Source organism: Chryseobacterium sp. sg2396, assembly GCF_042610505.1.
GTDB lineage: Bacteria > Bacteroidota > Bacteroidia > Flavobacteriales > Weeksellaceae > Chryseobacterium.
Genome location: NZ_JBHGAQ010000007.1, coordinates 74791 through 90145 on the forward strand (window position 1 = coordinate 74791; position 15355 = coordinate 90145).

General features: G+C 39.1%; 15 protein-coding genes. 2 read left to right on the forward strand and 13 right to left on the reverse strand.

What is annotated here, in order from left to right:
- Positions 1 to 3: 3 nt before the first annotated feature.
- From ACED20_RS09300 to ACED20_RS09360, 13 genes are all read right to left on the reverse strand, one after another.
- On the reverse strand, positions 4 to 1320 hold the full coding sequence (locus ACED20_RS09300; protein WP_294220447.1) for an FAD-binding oxidoreductase: 1317 nt from the start codon (positions 1318 to 1320) through the stop codon (positions 4 to 6).
- Positions 1317 to 2204 carry a decaprenyl-phosphate phosphoribosyltransferase gene (locus ACED20_RS09305; RefSeq protein WP_378104251.1) on the reverse strand — a complete coding sequence of 296 codons (888 nt, stop codon included), beginning with the start codon at positions 2202 to 2204 and terminating at the stop codon, positions 1317 to 1319. Before ACED20_RS09305 ends, ACED20_RS09300 begins: the two co-directional genes overlap by 4 nt.
- Positions 2205 to 2309: 105 nt before the next feature.
- Positions 2310 to 2999, reverse strand: coding sequence for an OmpA family protein (locus tag ACED20_RS09310; protein WP_294199898.1), 690 nt, complete (start codon positions 2997 to 2999; stop codon positions 2310 to 2312).
- A 22-nt stretch (positions 3000 to 3021) separates the two neighbouring features.
- Positions 3022 to 3516 carry a lipocalin family protein gene (locus ACED20_RS09315; RefSeq protein ID WP_294199900.1) on the reverse strand — a complete coding sequence of 165 codons (495 nt, stop codon included), beginning with the start codon at positions 3514 to 3516 and terminating at the stop codon, positions 3022 to 3024.
- Positions 3517 to 3641: 125 nt separating this feature from the next.
- A complete protein-coding gene (locus tag ACED20_RS09320; RefSeq protein ID WP_294199901.1) occupies positions 3642 to 5315 on the reverse strand; it encodes a S8 family serine peptidase in 1674 nt (557 codons plus the stop codon).
- A 1-nt stretch (position 5316) separates the two neighbouring features.
- Positions 5317 to 5940: a WbqC family protein gene (locus ACED20_RS09325; RefSeq protein WP_378104253.1), complete on the reverse strand. Its 624-nt coding sequence runs from the start codon at positions 5938 to 5940 to the stop codon at positions 5317 to 5319.
- A gap of 60 nt (positions 5941 to 6000) precedes the next feature.
- On the reverse strand, positions 6001 to 7656 hold the full coding sequence (gene lepB / locus ACED20_RS09330) for a signal peptidase I (RefSeq protein ID WP_294221794.1): 1656 nt from the start codon (positions 7654 to 7656) through the stop codon (positions 6001 to 6003).
- Positions 7657 to 7778: 122 nt separating this feature from the next.
- Entirely contained in the window at positions 7779 to 8480 is a 702-nt protein-coding gene (dapB, locus tag ACED20_RS09335) for a 4-hydroxy-tetrahydrodipicolinate reductase (RefSeq protein WP_294237353.1), read from the reverse strand.
- 86 nt (positions 8481 to 8566) lie between these two features.
- Complete coding sequence (locus ACED20_RS09340) at positions 8567 to 9208, reverse strand: DUF5683 domain-containing protein (protein ID WP_294199909.1); 642 nt, start codon at positions 9206 to 9208, stop codon at positions 8567 to 8569.
- Positions 9209 to 10099 (reverse strand): ParB/RepB/Spo0J family partition protein, encoded by an 891-nt coding sequence (locus ACED20_RS09345; RefSeq protein ID WP_294199911.1) that lies wholly within the window; start codon positions 10097 to 10099, stop codon positions 9209 to 9211.
- 33 nt (positions 10100 to 10132) lie between these two features.
- Entirely contained in the window at positions 10133 to 10906 is a 774-nt protein-coding gene (locus ACED20_RS09350; protein ID WP_294199913.1) for a ParA family protein, read from the reverse strand.
- Positions 10907 to 11068: 162 nt separating this feature from the next.
- Positions 11069 to 11911, reverse strand: a complete 843-nt coding sequence (locus ACED20_RS09355; protein WP_378104255.1) for an energy transducer TonB — start codon at positions 11909 to 11911, stop codon at positions 11069 to 11071.
- 579 nt (positions 11912 to 12490) lie between these two features.
- Positions 12491 to 13777 carry an adenylosuccinate synthase gene (locus ACED20_RS09360; protein WP_294221774.1) on the reverse strand — a complete coding sequence of 429 codons (1287 nt, stop codon included), beginning with the start codon at positions 13775 to 13777 and terminating at the stop codon, positions 12491 to 12493.
- Between the two features lie 169 nt (positions 13778 to 13946).
- Between ACED20_RS09360 and ACED20_RS09365 the strand changes: the two genes are divergently transcribed.
- Together ACED20_RS09365 and ACED20_RS09370 are read left to right on the forward strand one after the other, a co-directional pair.
- The gene (locus tag ACED20_RS09365; protein ID WP_378104257.1) at positions 13947 to 14624 is read left to right on the forward strand and encodes an SMI1/KNR4 family protein; all 678 of its coding nucleotides are present in this window, start codon (positions 13947 to 13949) and stop codon (positions 14622 to 14624) included.
- A 117-nt stretch (positions 14625 to 14741) separates the two neighbouring features.
- On the forward strand, positions 14742 to 15350 hold the full coding sequence (locus ACED20_RS09370) for a hypothetical protein (RefSeq protein ID WP_378104258.1): 609 nt from the start codon (positions 14742 to 14744) through the stop codon (positions 15348 to 15350).
- Positions 15351 to 15355 lie beyond the last annotated feature (5 nt).

Consider the following 15355-nt stretch of genomic DNA (forward strand, 5'->3'; position numbering starts at 1 on the left):
GTGCTATATGTTATTTAAAATTCTTTTATGTTGCAAAGACACGAATTTTGAACTTTGAACATTTCTGAGGTAATTGGTTAGAGACGATCTGCTCATACTGTCTTTGGTAAGATAAATCTTTCCGTTGTACTGCTCCACAATATCATCCAGTTGTTCAATCAGCTTTTTCAGCTTTGAATTCACCTTGAAATCCAGTGCGAGGGAATAGCCTTCAAAAGGAAAGGAATTGTACGCCTGCGGGTTTTCTTTTCCGTAGAGTTTCAATACAGCCAGGAAAGAACCGTTTCCGCTGTTGGCAATGGTTTCCAGGATTTTTTTCATGCCTTCTTTACCGGATTCTTTGGGAATCATCATCTGGTATTGGATGAATCCGGATTTCCCGTAAATTTTATTCCAGTCGTGGACGAAATCCAGAGGATAGAAAAAGGTTTCGTAATCTATAAAGCTTTTAACCTCTTTTTTAGCCTGCTTCTTATAATAGAGAAAATTAAAAATTTTTACTGTCAAAGCATTCAGAACGAATCCCGGGAAATAAAACGGAACCGTTGGCTCAAATTTCTTTTTCAACCGTAAAGGCTTATCTTTTATATTTTGGGGAAGCTCGTGCTGGAAGGCATGTTCGCCCCGCATCAGGATACTTCTTCCGATATTGCTACCTTTCTGAAGACAATCGATCCAGGCTACGGTATACGTCCAGTTTTCACTTTCTTCAAACAGCCTGAAGATCTCATCCAGGTTTTCTGCTTTGATGCTTTCCTGCCGGATGTATGCCGATTCTATATTTTTTAATTTGAATTTTGCCGTAAGAATGATTCCCGTTAGCCCCATTCCGCCGATAGTCGCCCAGAATTTATCCGTATTTTCCTCTCTTGAGCAGGTGATTACATCACCATTTTCAATCATCAGTTTAAACTCAATCACATATTCGGAAAAACAGCCTTCCGCATGGTGATTTTTACCATGAACATCGGATGCAATGGCTCCGCCCACTGAAACGAACTTTGTTCCCGGCGTTACATAAAGAAAATATCCCTGCGGAACAGCTACTTCCAGAACATCGGAAAGCAGGACGCCCGATTCGCATTCGATAATCCCGTTCAGCCGGTCGAAACTAATGAATTTATTTAATTTTTTTGTTGAAAATATATGTTCTCCCAATGAAGAATCTCCGTAGCACCTTCCGTTTCCGCGGGCAATCACTTCATTGTTATTCAGGACAAATTCTTTTATTTTTCTGAAGCTGTCATAAGACCTCACTTCTTTTTCCACTACGGGATAATTTCCCCAGTTGGTAACTTTCTGTGTAAAATTCGGCTTCATTTTTTAAAATAGATTTGGATTAAAAATGCAGCGACCCACAGCAGTAAAGTGATCTGTATGTACCGGTCGCGATAGACGATTTTGGTAGGGGATTCGGTTCTGTTGTAGACAAGTGTCTGCTGCAAATATCTTAAGAAGGCAAAGACCACAAAGATCACGGTATAGAAAACCCGTGAGTGGAATCTTGCCTGGACTTCCGGTGATAAGGTAAACATTAAATAACAAATTATTGCCAGTGTAACCGAAATGGAAAGGGCAATGTCTGCAAACTGTACGTTATAGCCGTCCAAAGCACGTCTTGTTTTCCCGGAAACCTGCGCGTTGATAAGTTCTCCACGTCTTTTTCCGATCGCCAGAACCAAAGCCAGTACGAAGGTCAGCAAAATCGCCCACTGGGAAATGCTGATTCCGGTAATATAGCCTCCGGCAAGTACACGAAGGACAAAACCAACAGCAATGATAGAAATGTCGATAATGGGAACGTGCTTCAGTTTAAAAGTATAGGCCAGATTCATGACAAAATAAAACCCGACAATGGTGGCAAATTTCCAGAGGCTTTCATGAAAATAAGACTGGGCAACAAATACCAGTGCAATATCTGCTATAATCAGTCCGACAAAGATTGCTATGGCCTGAGATTTTGAGACGTCTCCGCTCGCCAGCGGTCTCCTTCTTTTTTCAGGATGTTTCCTGTCAGCCTCGATATCATTGTAATCGTTTAAAATATATACAACGCTGGCCGCCAATGAAAAGATGATAAAAGCAAAAATACTTTTGGTAAGGAGATCAAGGTTTTTTATGTTACCTGAAAAGAATAGAGGAACAAAAACAAAAAGGTTTTTCACCCATTGCTCTATACGGAGCAGCTTTACATATTTCTTCATTTATGTTATTTCAAATGCAAAAATAATGATTTTATAAATATCCTGATAAAAATACAAAAATAACCGCAAAAGCGGTTATTTAGGAAAATATTTATATGTTAATTATTATTGCCCCTGCTGAGCATCCTGAATCATTTTTTGATTGGCCGTAATGGCAAATTCAACTCTTCTGTTTTTAGCTCTTCCGGCATCGGTATCGTTGGAAGCTACCGGCATGCTTTCTCCTTCACCTTTAGCAAAGAGCCTGTTTGAAGCAATCCCTTTGGCTGACAAATATGCTTTTACGGCGTTCGCTCTCCTTTCTGAGAGGGCCATGTTGTAAGCATCCGTTCCTTTGCTGTCCGTATGTCCGTAGATATTAATATTCGTATCAGGATTATTCGTTAAAACCTGAGCCAGTTTATCAAGATTTGTCTGTGCAGTGCTGGTTAATGCAGATGAATTAAAATCGAAATTTACAATACTTTCATTTAATGTAATTTTAATACCGTCTCCTACTCTTTCCACTTCGGCACCCGGTAAAGTTTCTTTAATCTCTCTGGCCTGCTTATCCATCTTATTACCGATAACGTTACCTGCAACACCACCGATGATACCCCCTAATACAGCACCAATGGCTCCGTTTCCTCCTCTTCCTACATTGTTACCAAGGATTCCTCCGATTACAGCTCCGGAGGCAACACCTACCGCGGTACCTCTTTGCTGATGGTTAGAATTCTGTACTGCCTCACAACTGGTAAGCAATAACGCTGATGATAAGAAAAGCCCTCCGATATATGTTTTTGTAAGTTTCATTTTTTACTTATTTTAAAGTTAATTATTTCATTCCCGCTCTTTCGAAGTTGTAAACAACTCTTACATTTTCTCCGTCGAAAGGAATGTTTTGTTCCAATGAGAATTGATCCGTTGACTGGTTAGTTAGTGTCAAAGAATATCCTGCTGTGTTTTGTTTTGCTTTTGTTCCTTCAGCAATTTTTTTAAATTCAAAAGTATTACCGCTTACCACATTTAATTTTATAGGTTGTGTAAAGCCCGTACCACATGTTCCTCCGCCATTAACCGTATAAGCTCCTGTCCAGTTATTCGGGATTAACCTCCAGTGGCTCCCTACAAAACACTGTGCATCTATACCGTCATCAAATGGTTTTATTTTGAAATTTTTATCGTAATTTATACTGACGATCTGCCAGTCACCTTTCATTTTAAGAAATTCGGATCTTTGATTCTGGGCTGTCTGAGCATTTTTTACTCCGGAACATGACGTGGAAAAAAGCGCCGTTCCCAACATCCCTGCAAATAGTAACTTTTTCATTTTGTTGTTTATTATTTTGTTAGAATAAAGTTACAAAAAACCGTGCCAAAAATTAAATAATAGCAATAAAAAAGTCCGAAAATTTCGGACTTTATGTGTTTATACTTAAAAAACAACCAGATAAACTATTTTTTAACCTTCTTTTTTACGGATTTTACAGGCTTATTTGAAGCACTTGTTTTCCCCTTATAAAAATTGTTATATGCATATTCAGCAGCTTTTTCAAGATCGATTACACCTCCTGCCTGCGAATAATCTGCAAACTGGGCTGTACCCGGATTACTGGATTTTACAAGAGATTCAATAATCTGCGCGGGTGTTAACGTAGGCATGTAAGCCAGTAATACAGCCGCAGCTCCCGCTACTACCGGCGATGCCATGGAAGTTCCCTGAAGATATTTGTAATCGTTATGAGGAACAGTAGAATAAATTTCTTCCCCCGGAGCGAAAACATTTACCATTTTCTTATTATAGTTCGAAAAGCCTGCCCTCAATGCATCATTGTTGTTGGTACTTGCCCCTACCACCAATACGTTATTTACAAACGGTTTTTCATCGGTAACTTTTTTAAAGTTGGTAGGATAAGCCAGATGTTCCGCAACATCTTCATTTTCATTACCTGCTGCTTTTACCAAAAGCACGCCTTTGTCCTGAGCATATTTAAAGGCGTCCCAAACAACATTTTTACCGGGAGAAACCGGTTTTCCGAAGCTCATGTTCAATATCTTAGCACCATTGTCTACCGCATACCGGATGGCATTTGCAACGTCTTTATCTCTTTCGTCACCATTAGGGACCGTTCTTACAGACATTATTTTAGCAACTCTTGAAGCTACCCCGTACTGAACTTCTTTTCCGTTCGGAAGGCCTGCAATGATCCCCGCCACGTGTGTACCGTGCATTGCATCAGGTCCTTCATAATGATTATTGCCGTAATTTTTCTCAGAATAATCGTCATAGTTATCACCCACAATTTCTTTTCTTGGATCATAAGCAAGATCGTATTGTTTCGCCTGAGGACCTACTTCATCAAGAGCTTCTTTCATTTGCTCTCTCATTGTCTTTTCAAACTCAGCAGGAGTTTTCCCTTTGAATTCAGGGCTCTGAGCAACCTGGGTTAAAATCTGTGCGGCAATGGCATCTTTCTGCTCTGAAGGTTTGATAGTAGCAACATTTTCAGGTGTTACATTTTTACCATTTAAGAGCTTTACCATATTCGGGATCAGATCATTAATCATAGTATAAGTCTGAGCCCCCTGTTTTGCCTCAATACTTTTTTTAGCAAAAAGATCTTTTGATTTCATATACATCGCAAATTCTTCCGGCATTTTGGCCTGATTTGCTTTGTTCTTTGCAGAATCTTCGCCTTCAAAGATCGGTTTATATTTAGCAACCACTCTGGTTACTTCCATATTATCGATGTCAATATCTCCGTTTTTACCTCCAATAAAATTCCATCCATGTACATCGTCAATATATCCGTTTCCATCATCATCTTTACCATTCCCGGGAACTTCATTCGGGTTAGACCACACATTAGCCACCAAGCCCGGATGGTCTACCTGAACACCGCTGTCCAGCACTCCGACAACAACAGTTTTAGGTTTCAATCCTTTGGATTCTAAAAATTTATATGCATTTTCCGTATTTACCCCATATACTTTGGTTGCAGCAAAATCTTTATGATACCAGGTCATAAGATCTTTGTCTTCTTTCGGGTCAACACCGGATTTTGCATCCTGTGCATTTGAAAAACCGAATCCTGCCAAAAAAACAGCAGCTAATAATACCTTTTTCATGCTAGTATGATTGTTTAATATTTTTAATATAAGTCATCGATTCCGGCCCTTTGTTACAAATAAGGTCTAAAATTGACAAATTTTCTAAAAATCCTAATTTGTCAGAGAACGTCTGATAATACTCATCCAGTCCGGATTCAGAAGGAAGCTTGGCCGAAAACTTTTCCCGGAAATTAATCTCTTCCGGAATTTTGATATATTCGGCATTCAAAGAGTATGCCTTTTCGGTCTTAAGAATCTGCTGGATGACTTCAAGTGCTTTGAGGTTGAAATCCAATACATATTTTTCTTTCAGATCATATATTTTCTTCAGTTTATCTTCATAAAACTCGAAATACGGAGAACTCTGATAAGCGGTTTTAATGGATTTCCAGTGGAGATTCCTCCAGTCTTCACGATGAGCGATTTCAATATCTTTAAAAGCCCGGCTCCCGTTGTGAGCGATAGGAATAATCAGTGAAAGTTTGCCGTTGGCTCCATAGATATTGGCCCGGTTCCTGTAGGTCTGCTTGGGAAAGCTTTCAAACTGTTCAAAAAGGATTTCGTTTTCAGGATCAAGAAATACGGAAAACCATGAAATCGGCGGTAAATAAAATACCGGTAATAATACATTCTTCATATTCATAATGCAAAAATGAAGTATTTTTTCAAATACTTCATTCTATTTATAGTTATTTTAACTTTATTAATCTTCTTCAGTGTTTTTCTTTCTGAATAATTTAACGAAATATTCCCATCCGAAGAATAAGATCAGGATCATTGCTGCAATCCACCAGTAAGAAGTTTTGTTGGCTTCTCCCGTATTTGTAGCTTTGAACATCCTGTCCCAACGGATTTTGAACGGCGCCTGATAGGACGAACTTGCATCTTTAAATGCCCCCTGTAAACTCATCCACGTAAACATAGGCCTTCCAACAATGTTCTCTTCAGGTACGAAACCGAAGAACCTTGCATCTAACGAAGCATCACGATTATCTCCGATCATCATATAATAATCCTGCTGAATGGTATATTGGTTGGTTTCTTTTCCGTTGATAAAGATTTTTCCGTTTTTGTTTTCCAGACTGTTGTGTTCATACTCGGAGATTACCCATTGATACATCGGAAGCGATTCCTGATTGATGGTCACAACATCCCCTTTCTTAGGAATTTTTAGAGGTCCGTACCAATCCTGGTTCCATGGTTTATTAATAGGGAAAATAGATTGGGTAGTATCTATACTCTTGGTATAAGCTGTTTTATCAGCATTTAATTTATAAGAAATGGTTGCGGAATCTTTCGGATAGATATTTTCTTCCATGCTGATAACATTCGGCATGGTTTTGATGTCTTTAGCCGTTTTATCAGTCAATCCCTGGAACATATAGGTAAACCCTCCTTTGTCATTCTGCATTTCCCTTACCGGAAGGAATCCGTAGGTGTTATACATGCCCGGAATATCCAATTGCGTTCCTGTATTTACCGTGTAAGCATGCTGAACTTCCTGGTCACCCAATACCGTTTCCGGTTTTCCGTTTACAAAAAGTCTTCCCGCTCTCATTTCAAAAGTATCACCCGCTACTGCAACGCATCTTTTAACATAAGGATCTTTCCTGTCGATTGCCGTGTGTACGGAATCCTGCGGGTAGTTGAAAACGACAATATCATTTTTCTGAGGCTTACTGAACTGTAAAATCCTTTCATAAGGAAGCTTTACCGCATCAACATAAGATTTCGGATCATCTTTCGGGTTTCCTTTTTCACCGGTATCCATAATCGTTCCCTGAAGGAAAGGAATGGCCAGCGGACGCATCGGCAGCCGGTACCCGTAGCTCCATTTGTTTACGAAAAGGAAATCTCCTACCAATAATGTTCTTTCCATAGATCCTGTCGGGATCCCGAACGGCTGTGTAACGAAAACATGGATGATCGTAGCGAAAACCACGGCAAAAGTTACTGATCCGATGAAAGAATCTTTCTTTTTGGCACTTTTTTCTTCGTCTGTAAGGAACAGGTCATTTTCATCTTCCAGCTTAACGTCTTTCCCATAATTTACCGTTGCCATATAAATGAACGGCAGGATTACCGTAAGAAGTTTATCTTTGAAAGAGGTTTTCCCAAATTTACTCATTAAATACAAATGGAAAACAGACATCATAATAGGCCCTACGATCGGAAGGTATGATAGGATTGCCCACCACTTCGGGTGTTTTGTTTCTTTTAGAATAATAAAGTAATTGTAGAAAGGGATAAAAGCGAATAACGGATTATACCCCAGCTTTTTGAACAGTTTCCAGGTGGAAATTCCCATCAGTACCGATAAAATGAGAACATAAACTGTATACGTTAAAAAATAATTCATAAATTTTTGTGCCTAATCTATAATATGATTCATGAATGATGGGGGCGATAAATGATCTTTGAATAAACAACCCACCCACATTCACTTTTATTTGGTCTGCAATTTAGGGATTTTGTTACAGATTAAAGTCCCAAAACATCCTTCATGGCAAAATTTCCTTTTTTATCTTTAATCCATTCCGCAGCAACTACCGCTCCCAATGCAAAACCGTTCCTGTTGAAGGCCGTATGCTTGATTTCGATTTCATCCACTTCGCTTCTGTAGAAGACGCTATGCGTACCGGGAACCTCATCTTCACGGATTGCGAAAATACCCAATTGGTTATCATGCGTTTCCTCCAGCTTCCATGCATCAAATTTCGGATTGTGCTTAAAGATCCCTTCTGCAATGGAAATAGCCGTTCCGCTCGGCGCATCTTTTTTGTGAACGTGGTGAATTTCTTCCAGCTGACAGGAATATTCATCGACATTCTTCATGAGGTCTGCCAGTTTTTCATTTAAAGCAAAAAACAGGTTAACACCCAGGCTAAAGTTAGAACCGTAAAGAAAAGCCGTTCCGTTTTCTTCGGCCAGTTTTTCAATCTCAGATTTTTTCTCAAGCCATCCGGTGGTTCCGCAGATTACCGGGATTTTATTTTCAAGACATGCTTTGATGTTTTCGTAAGCCACTTCGGGCAGGGAAAATTCAATAACGACGTCGGGGTTATTAAGATTTTCAGCAGTTGGGGTTTCTTTCAGTCGGGCAACGATTTCATGCCCTCTTTTTATAGCGATTTCATCGATGATTTTACCCATTTTACCGTATCCAACCAATGCTATTTTCATGTAATTCTTATTTAAATTTTATCATTTAGTGAAAAGAAGGAAAATGTTTAAACTAATTTTTTACCTGATCAAGATGCTGTTAATTCTTAAAATCTGTAATTTAAACTTATTCCCGTTTTCGGAGGAGCAATTCCGTACTGGTCCTGAACCATTGTGGGATTGAGGGTAAGATCCGGATCACGGCGCGATTCGTATAAGTGAGCATCTACCACTGCATCCACGATATTCAGGATGTAAATCAATCCCGAAATAGCGATGGCATAATCACGCTGTCTTTTGGCCCGGTCCTGTGCATTTCCCAACGCCGTTTTATCGAGGTAAGGAAATTTGTCCACAAATTCATTCGGCGTTCCGTTGAGTTTGGCAATGTAGTATTCCCGGTATTTTTTATACTGATTATCGTTCCAGATAGCAATTCCAACCCCTGTTCCTACTGCTCCCAAAACAATGGGAACTTTCCAGTATTTTTTGTTGTACACCTGTCCTAAACCAGGAAGAACGGCAGAGTACAAACCTGCTTTCGTAGGATTGAGCTTCAGCGTTTTCTGTGTTGGGCCGTTTGCTTTTTCCAGATCAGAAACCACTTTCGCTTCGGTTTTGGTATTATTCTTTTCCACGCCTATACTGTCTTTCGGACGGTAATCCACCCGGATCGTATCATTGGGATTCACCTGCGAAAAGGCAAAGGCAAACAGACACAGAAAAAATGTGAATAGTATTTTCTTCATTTATTTAATGTGGGATAAAATATATTCCAGCTCGTCTTCATTTTTGAAATCCAGAACAATTTTCCCTTTTTTTCCGTTTGGAGCGGCTTTGATTTCGACTTTTACATCCAGGATGTCGGCAATCGTTTTCTGCGCTCTTTTATAATTGTTGGAAAGCTCCGCCTTCGCTTTTTTAGCGGCTGGAGACTTCGGATTTTTAATAGCGGTTGCCGCCTGTTCCGATTGGCGTACGTTCAGCCTTTCCCTGATGATCAGCTCAAACAGAATCTGCTGATGCTCTTCGCTTTCCAGGCTGATGATCGCCCTTCCGTGACCTGCAGAAATCTCTCCGCTGCGGATGGCATTCTGGATATCCGGATTCAGCCTCAATAGCCTGATGGAATTGGTAATCGTACTTCTATCTTTTCCAACCCGATGGCTCAGGTTTTCCTGGGTAAGGCCGATCTCTTCCATCAACCGCTGATACGTTAATGCAATTTCAATCGCATCAAGATCTTCCCTCTGGATGTTTTCCACAAGGGCCATTTCCAGAAGCTCCTGATCGTTTACCAGACGGATGTAAGCCGGAATAGACTCCAGCCCTGCAATTTTGCTCGCACGGTACCGTCTTTCCCCGGATATAATTTCAAACTTCTCCCCATCTTTCCTTAGCGTAATCGGCTGGATTACTCCCAGATTTTTAATGGACAGCGCAAGTTCATTCAATGCTTTTTCGTCAAAATAAGTTCTCGGCTGGGTCGAATTGGGATAAATATCTTCCAGTGCAATTTCTACAATATTTCCCACAAATTTATCTGCTCCTTCATCAGTTGCAGAGTTGATCGTTGCTTTGGATTCGGCACTCAGAATGGCACCCAAACCACGTCCCATCGCTCTTTTTTTATCCTTCATATTTGTTTTATCGTTTAGCGCTGCGAGCTGCTTTTAATTCCTTACTAATTTTTCGTTTTTCAGTAAAACTTCTTCCGCCAGCTGAATATACTGGATGGCTCCTTTGCTTTCGGCATCGTAATTCAGGATGCTTTCCCCGAAGCTTGGAGCTTCGCTCAGTCTTACGTTTCTGCTGATAATGGTTTCAAAAACCATTTCCGGGAAATGTGAGTTTACTTCTTCCACTACCTGATTGGATAATCGGAGACGGCTATCATACATCGTAAGCAGCAGGCCTTCGATATCCAGGTCTTTGTTATGGATTTTCTGAACGTTCTTGATGGTATTTAATAATTTACCAAGCCCTTCCAACGCAAAATATTCACACTGGATCGGGATGATCACGGAGTCTGCAGCCGTAAGGGCATTTACCGTAATTAATCCCAGACTCGGCGCACAGTCGATGATGATGTAATCGTAATCTCCCCTTACACTTTCCAGTGCTTTTTTCAGCATGTATTCACGTTCTTCCTTATCCACCAGCTCTATTTCAGCGGCTACCAGATCAATGTGAGACGGAACGATATCCAGGTTTGGTGTCGCGGTCTGCTTGATACATTTTGATGTTTCCATGCTGTGCTCCAAAAGATTGTACGTAGAATACTTTACATCTTCCACTCCTAACCCTGAAGTTGCGTTAGCTTGGGGATCAGCATCGATAATTAATATCTTTTTTTCCAATACCCCTAATGCCGCAGCCAGATTTACAGCGGTTGTAGTTTTCCCGACTCCTCCTTTCTGATTAGCGATCCCTATGATTTTTGCCATTATTCGAACTTTAGATTTCAAAAATACACATTTTTCCGTGCTCTTACTGAACGGTTAAAACGAAATCTGAGTTAAAATATTGTTAATAAGCCATTTAGCTATAAAAAAAATTATCCACAAAAAAAATTCTTTGTGGATAAGTGTACAGGATTTGTTTTTATGTTAATTATCAAGCTTCATTGAAATCGGAAACTTGAAATAGCTTCGTACGGATTCGCCTTTTTTATTTTTTCCCGGAATCCATTTTCCTTTAATGGATTTGATCGTTCTGATGGCTTCCTCATTAAAGTCGGCATTGGATCCATTTGCTTTGATGGCGGAAATAGTTCCGTCCTTTTCAACAATAAATGTAACCGTTGTTTTCATGACCTCATCAGAAGTAAGACCTGAACTGTCAAAATTATTGATCACTTTATTTCTGAAAGCATCAATTCCTCCGATGAATCCGGCTTCCTGACCTAGTTCGTCTCCCGTTGTTATTTTATTCGGATCTTCTTTAGTTACGATCACTGGTGGAGCTGTACTAATTACCGGTCCTGTTCCGATGTTAGGAGTTGTTGGGACATAGGTCGGAGTGGTAACTTCTTTTCCATTTGATGTTTGAGTGCTCACCACTGCATTCTGTTCATCCTTAGGCGTCGTCTCCTTTTTTTCATTTCTTACAATCGCTTTCGGTTCCGGAACGGTCTTATCTATTGTTTTGATTTTTTCCGGAGCTGGCTGTGGTTTAACAGTTGCGGGTGGATCTTTTTCAGGGGTAGTTACTTGTTTGAAAATATGAGTTTTCTCATAAATCTTAGGATCTTTCACAGGTTCAGACTGAAAAGCTTTAATCACTAAAGGAGTTAAAGAAAATGCCGCCAGCAAGCTTACACCAATAAAAAGGGCTTTGGTTAAGATCCGGTCGGATTCATTTCTTAAGACATAGGCACCGTATTCTTTGTTGCGGTGTTCGAAAAGAATTTCATTGAAACGAAATTCCTGATTCTGATGCATGTTTTTCATTGTTTTAAAATTTAAGCATTAATTATAGATTATTAGTTCCTTACCATTTATCGGTAAATAATAACTTAGGAGCAAAATATCTGCCACTATATTATCAAAAACGCATATTTATTTAAAATCGTATGAGAATGAAGTAATTTTAATTATGTTACGAATAGAATTTGGAAAGATAGAGGCTGGATGCTAGGTGATGGATGTTGAAAGGATGGTTGTTTGAAAATGATAACGGATTATTTAACACGATACTGCTATCGATGTTTTGGGATAAGTTGTTAGGAAAGACTCCGCCCTAGTTCTGATTGCAGCGGCATCCTTTTTCCGAATGGGCTACAGCAAGGCGAAAAAGATACAGCGGAAAGCAGGTTCCCGACTTCAAATGGCTGCTGGCTAATAGCTGCTGGCTGTTGTAAATAATTGCTGCTACGGATAAAAACTTGCTGATCGCAAATAGCTTTTAGCTAATAGCGACTTACTGCCATACGAAAAGGAGATTGTCTTGCTTCAGGCTTAAAGTGAACCATAAAATAAAAAGAGACCGTCGCAATGACAGTCTCTTTTATTTATTTTAAAATTCTTCGGTTAGAATAATTCTTTTCTGATGATGTTCTGGCTTCTTTCAGGGCCAACAGAAACCAGGTATACGTTGATTCCTAAATATTTCTCGATGAACTCGATGTATTTCTGAGCGGTATCCGGAAGTTCGTCGTAGCTTCTTGCTTTGGTGATGTCTTCGTTCCAGCCCGGCAAATCCTGATAGATCGGCTCGTAGTTGTATAGCTTTTCGGTGGAAGAAGTGAAATAATCGATGATTTTTCCGTCTTCCGTTTTGTAATGGGTAACGACTTTCAGGTTTTCGATGCCGGTAAGGACGTCCAGTTTTGTAATTACCAGGTTGTTGATCCCATTGATCATACAGGCATGTTTCAGAGAAACAAGGTCTAACCAGCCTGTTCTTCTCGGTCTTCCGGTTGTTGCTCCGAATTCACCACCGATCTGTCTGATGCTCTCTCCTAATTCGTTATCCAATTCAGATGGGAACGGTCCGTTTCCTACTCTTGTACAGTAAGCTTTGGCCACCCCGATCAGGTTCTGAAGGGAAGTCGGTGGCACTCCTGCTCCGGTACAAACTCCTCCGGTAGAAGGTGAAGAGGATGTTACGTACGGATAGGTTCCGAAATCGATGTCCAGCATCAAAGCCTGAGCCCCTTCAAACAAAACGTTTTTCCCGTCTCTGATGGCTTCGTTCAGTTCAAGCTCGGTATCTACGATCCTGTCCTGAAGCTGTTTTCCGATTTCCAGGTATTCGTTGTAGATTTCCTCAACGTCCAGGGTCGGTTTCCCGTAGTATTTCTCGAAAAGAGAATTTTTGATTTTTAAGTTTTTCTCGATTTTGTCTCTTAAGATTTCCGGGTTCAGAAGGTCGATCATTCTGATGCCCACTCTGGCGATCTTGTCTTCGTAGCAAGGTCCGATCCCTTTTTTGGTCGTTCCGATCTGCGTTCCGCCGTGCTCTTCCTCACGGTAGGTATCCAACAGGATGTGATACGGCATGATGACATGCGCTCTTCTGCTGATGAAAATATGATCCGTTCTCAAGCCTTTGCTTTCGATCTGGTTCACCTCCTTAATGAAAGATTTAGGGTTTACCACCACGCCGTTGGCAATGATGCACTTCCCTTTGCACTGAAGAACTCCCGACGGAAGAAGGTGCAATACGAACTTCTCTTCACCCACATACACCGTATGACCTGCGTTGTCGCCCCCCTGGAAGCGCACCACATAGTCCGATTTTGCCGATAAAACATCCGTGATTTTTCCTTTCCCTTCATCTCCGTACTGAAGACCTACAACTACGTAAGTTGACATATTTTACTTTTATTTTAGATTCATGCAAAATTACTTTTAAAAAATTGGGTGGGCAAATTTGAGGGGGAATTTATTTTGGGGATGGGTGGGAAATCATATATTTAATAAATTTTACTCACAATTCTATATATTTACAAAAACAAAAACCAATTAGCAGGAGTATTTTAAAATGAACCATGAAATAATTAACCAAATCAATTCCCAGGTTGATAACTTCAGATTGTATTTTAAGGGTGATTATCTGTTTTTACCCACCGCTAACCTAAAAGAAATAGAAAGATTTGAAAAGAGGTTTTCAATTAAAATTCCTGATGATTTCAAATGGTTCTTGTTAAATATTGCGAATGGAATTATAAATACCGAGTCGCATGACTTTAATGTTCTGGATAAAATAAACTTTTCAAATTATTACTATGAAGAAAATGAATTCAATCCATCATTACCTTTCAGACTCAATAATGAATTTAACTTCAATACTGATGAATATGAAGATTTTATTAATGGAACAATCCATTTAGCCGGATATGGCTGTGGCTGTTATTCCTTTCTTGTTGTAAATGGCAAAGAATATGGAAACGTGTGGATTGACAATTATGCATCGAATTCTGAAGTTACTCCAGAAAAAAATGAAAAAAAAGACAGGCTTCATTTTCATGACTGGCTTGCAAAAGAAATAAATTTTATGATTTCCCAAAAAGAAGAATCAAAAAAATTCAGACAAAAACAATATCAGAAACAAAAAGAGGAAGTGCAGAAACACTATTTAAATATGAAAAATGTATTTGAGGCAATTTCTCCTCAACCATCACTGTCTGTTTTAGAAAGAATTAAAAAGATTTTCAAATAATATATTTACAAAATTTGACCGGAAATTTACTGTTTTACCACCTTCAGAGTTTACGGAGAATTTCTATTGTCAAACCACCCCAAATAATTTTAATAAATAACACTTCAAATAAATAAAATGCAGGAAAATTCTAAAGATCAATTTCTAAAAATAGCTAAAGAATATGTTTTAAATAATGCTGGAGATCATGTTGAAGTTGCTTACACAGAAGACTATGACGAGCTGTTTGTTTTCGGTTATCAGGCAAAGGATAAAAAAATAAGACTGGTAGGACAAGGTCCGATAGTTTTAGTAAAAAAAGACGGAAGAATATTTGAATACGGAAGTGGGACAAGTGAAATACGGGCTCTTATTGAAGTTACCAATAAACTCAGTAAAGAAAGACTAATTAGAATCTTCTATAAAGATTATAATATCCAAAACGACAAATACAACCTTATAATTAATGATATTTATAAAGAAGATGAAGGTGAAAATTTCAACGAATTGATAACTGTCTTATTAAAAAACAGAATTCAATATTTTACCCTAAATGATAATAATGAAGAAGAACGTCATTATTATACGAAAGAACAATTAGAAGAAACTTTGAAACACACGCCTATTAACCTGGGAAGATATTTTTGCTATAATAATTTAGCTAGTGTTCTTGTTGATCTTATTAATACAGATATCTGTTTTGACTGGACATTATCAGAAGTTAAATATAATCCGGAACGATTATAAGAAAT

Excerpts from the sequence above, each read along its gene's own strand:
- ACED20_RS09300 (WP_294220447.1), bottom strand. The coding sequence starts at position 1,320 with ATGAAGCCGAATTTTACACAGAAAGTTACCAACTGGGGAAATTATCCC.
- ACED20_RS09305 (WP_378104251.1), bottom strand. The coding sequence starts at position 2,204 with ATGAAGAAATATGTAAAGCTGCTCCGTATAGAGCAATGGGTGAAAAAC.
- ACED20_RS09310 (WP_294199898.1), bottom strand. The coding sequence starts at position 2,999 with ATGAAACTTACAAAAACATATATCGGAGGGCTTTTCTTATCATCAGCG.
- ACED20_RS09315 (WP_294199900.1), bottom strand. The coding sequence starts at position 3,516 with ATGAAAAAGTTACTATTTGCAGGGATGTTGGGAACGGCGCTTTTTTCC.
- ACED20_RS09320 (WP_294199901.1), bottom strand. The coding sequence starts at position 5,315 with ATGAAAAAGGTATTATTAGCTGCTGTTTTTTTGGCAGGATTCGGTTTT.
- ACED20_RS09325 (WP_378104253.1), bottom strand. The coding sequence starts at position 5,940 with ATGAATATGAAGAATGTATTATTACCGGTATTTTATTTACCGCCGATT.
- lepB (WP_294221794.1), bottom strand. The coding sequence starts at position 7,656 with ATGAATTATTTTTTAACGTATACAGTTTATGTTCTCATTTTATCGGTA.
- dapB (WP_294237353.1), bottom strand. The coding sequence starts at position 8,480 with ATGAAAATAGCATTGGTTGGATACGGTAAAATGGGTAAAATCATCGAT.
- ACED20_RS09340 (WP_294199909.1), bottom strand. The coding sequence starts at position 9,208 with ATGAAGAAAATACTATTCACATTTTTTCTGTGTCTGTTTGCCTTTGCC.
- ACED20_RS09345 (WP_294199911.1), bottom strand. The coding sequence starts at position 10,099 with ATGAAGGATAAAAAAAGAGCGATGGGACGTGGTTTGGGTGCCATTCTG.
- ACED20_RS09350 (WP_294199913.1), bottom strand. The coding sequence starts at position 10,906 with ATGGCAAAAATCATAGGGATCGCTAATCAGAAAGGAGGAGTCGGGAAA.
- ACED20_RS09355 (WP_378104255.1), bottom strand. The coding sequence starts at position 11,911 with ATGAAAAACATGCATCAGAATCAGGAATTTCGTTTCAATGAAATTCTT.
- ACED20_RS09360 (WP_294221774.1), bottom strand. The coding sequence starts at position 13,777 with ATGTCAACTTACGTAGTTGTAGGTCTTCAGTACGGAGATGAAGGGAAA.
- ACED20_RS09365 (WP_378104257.1), top strand. The coding sequence starts at position 13,947 with ATGAACCATGAAATAATTAACCAAATCAATTCCCAGGTTGATAACTTC.
- ACED20_RS09370 (WP_378104258.1), top strand. The coding sequence starts at position 14,742 with ATGCAGGAAAATTCTAAAGATCAATTTCTAAAAATAGCTAAAGAATAT.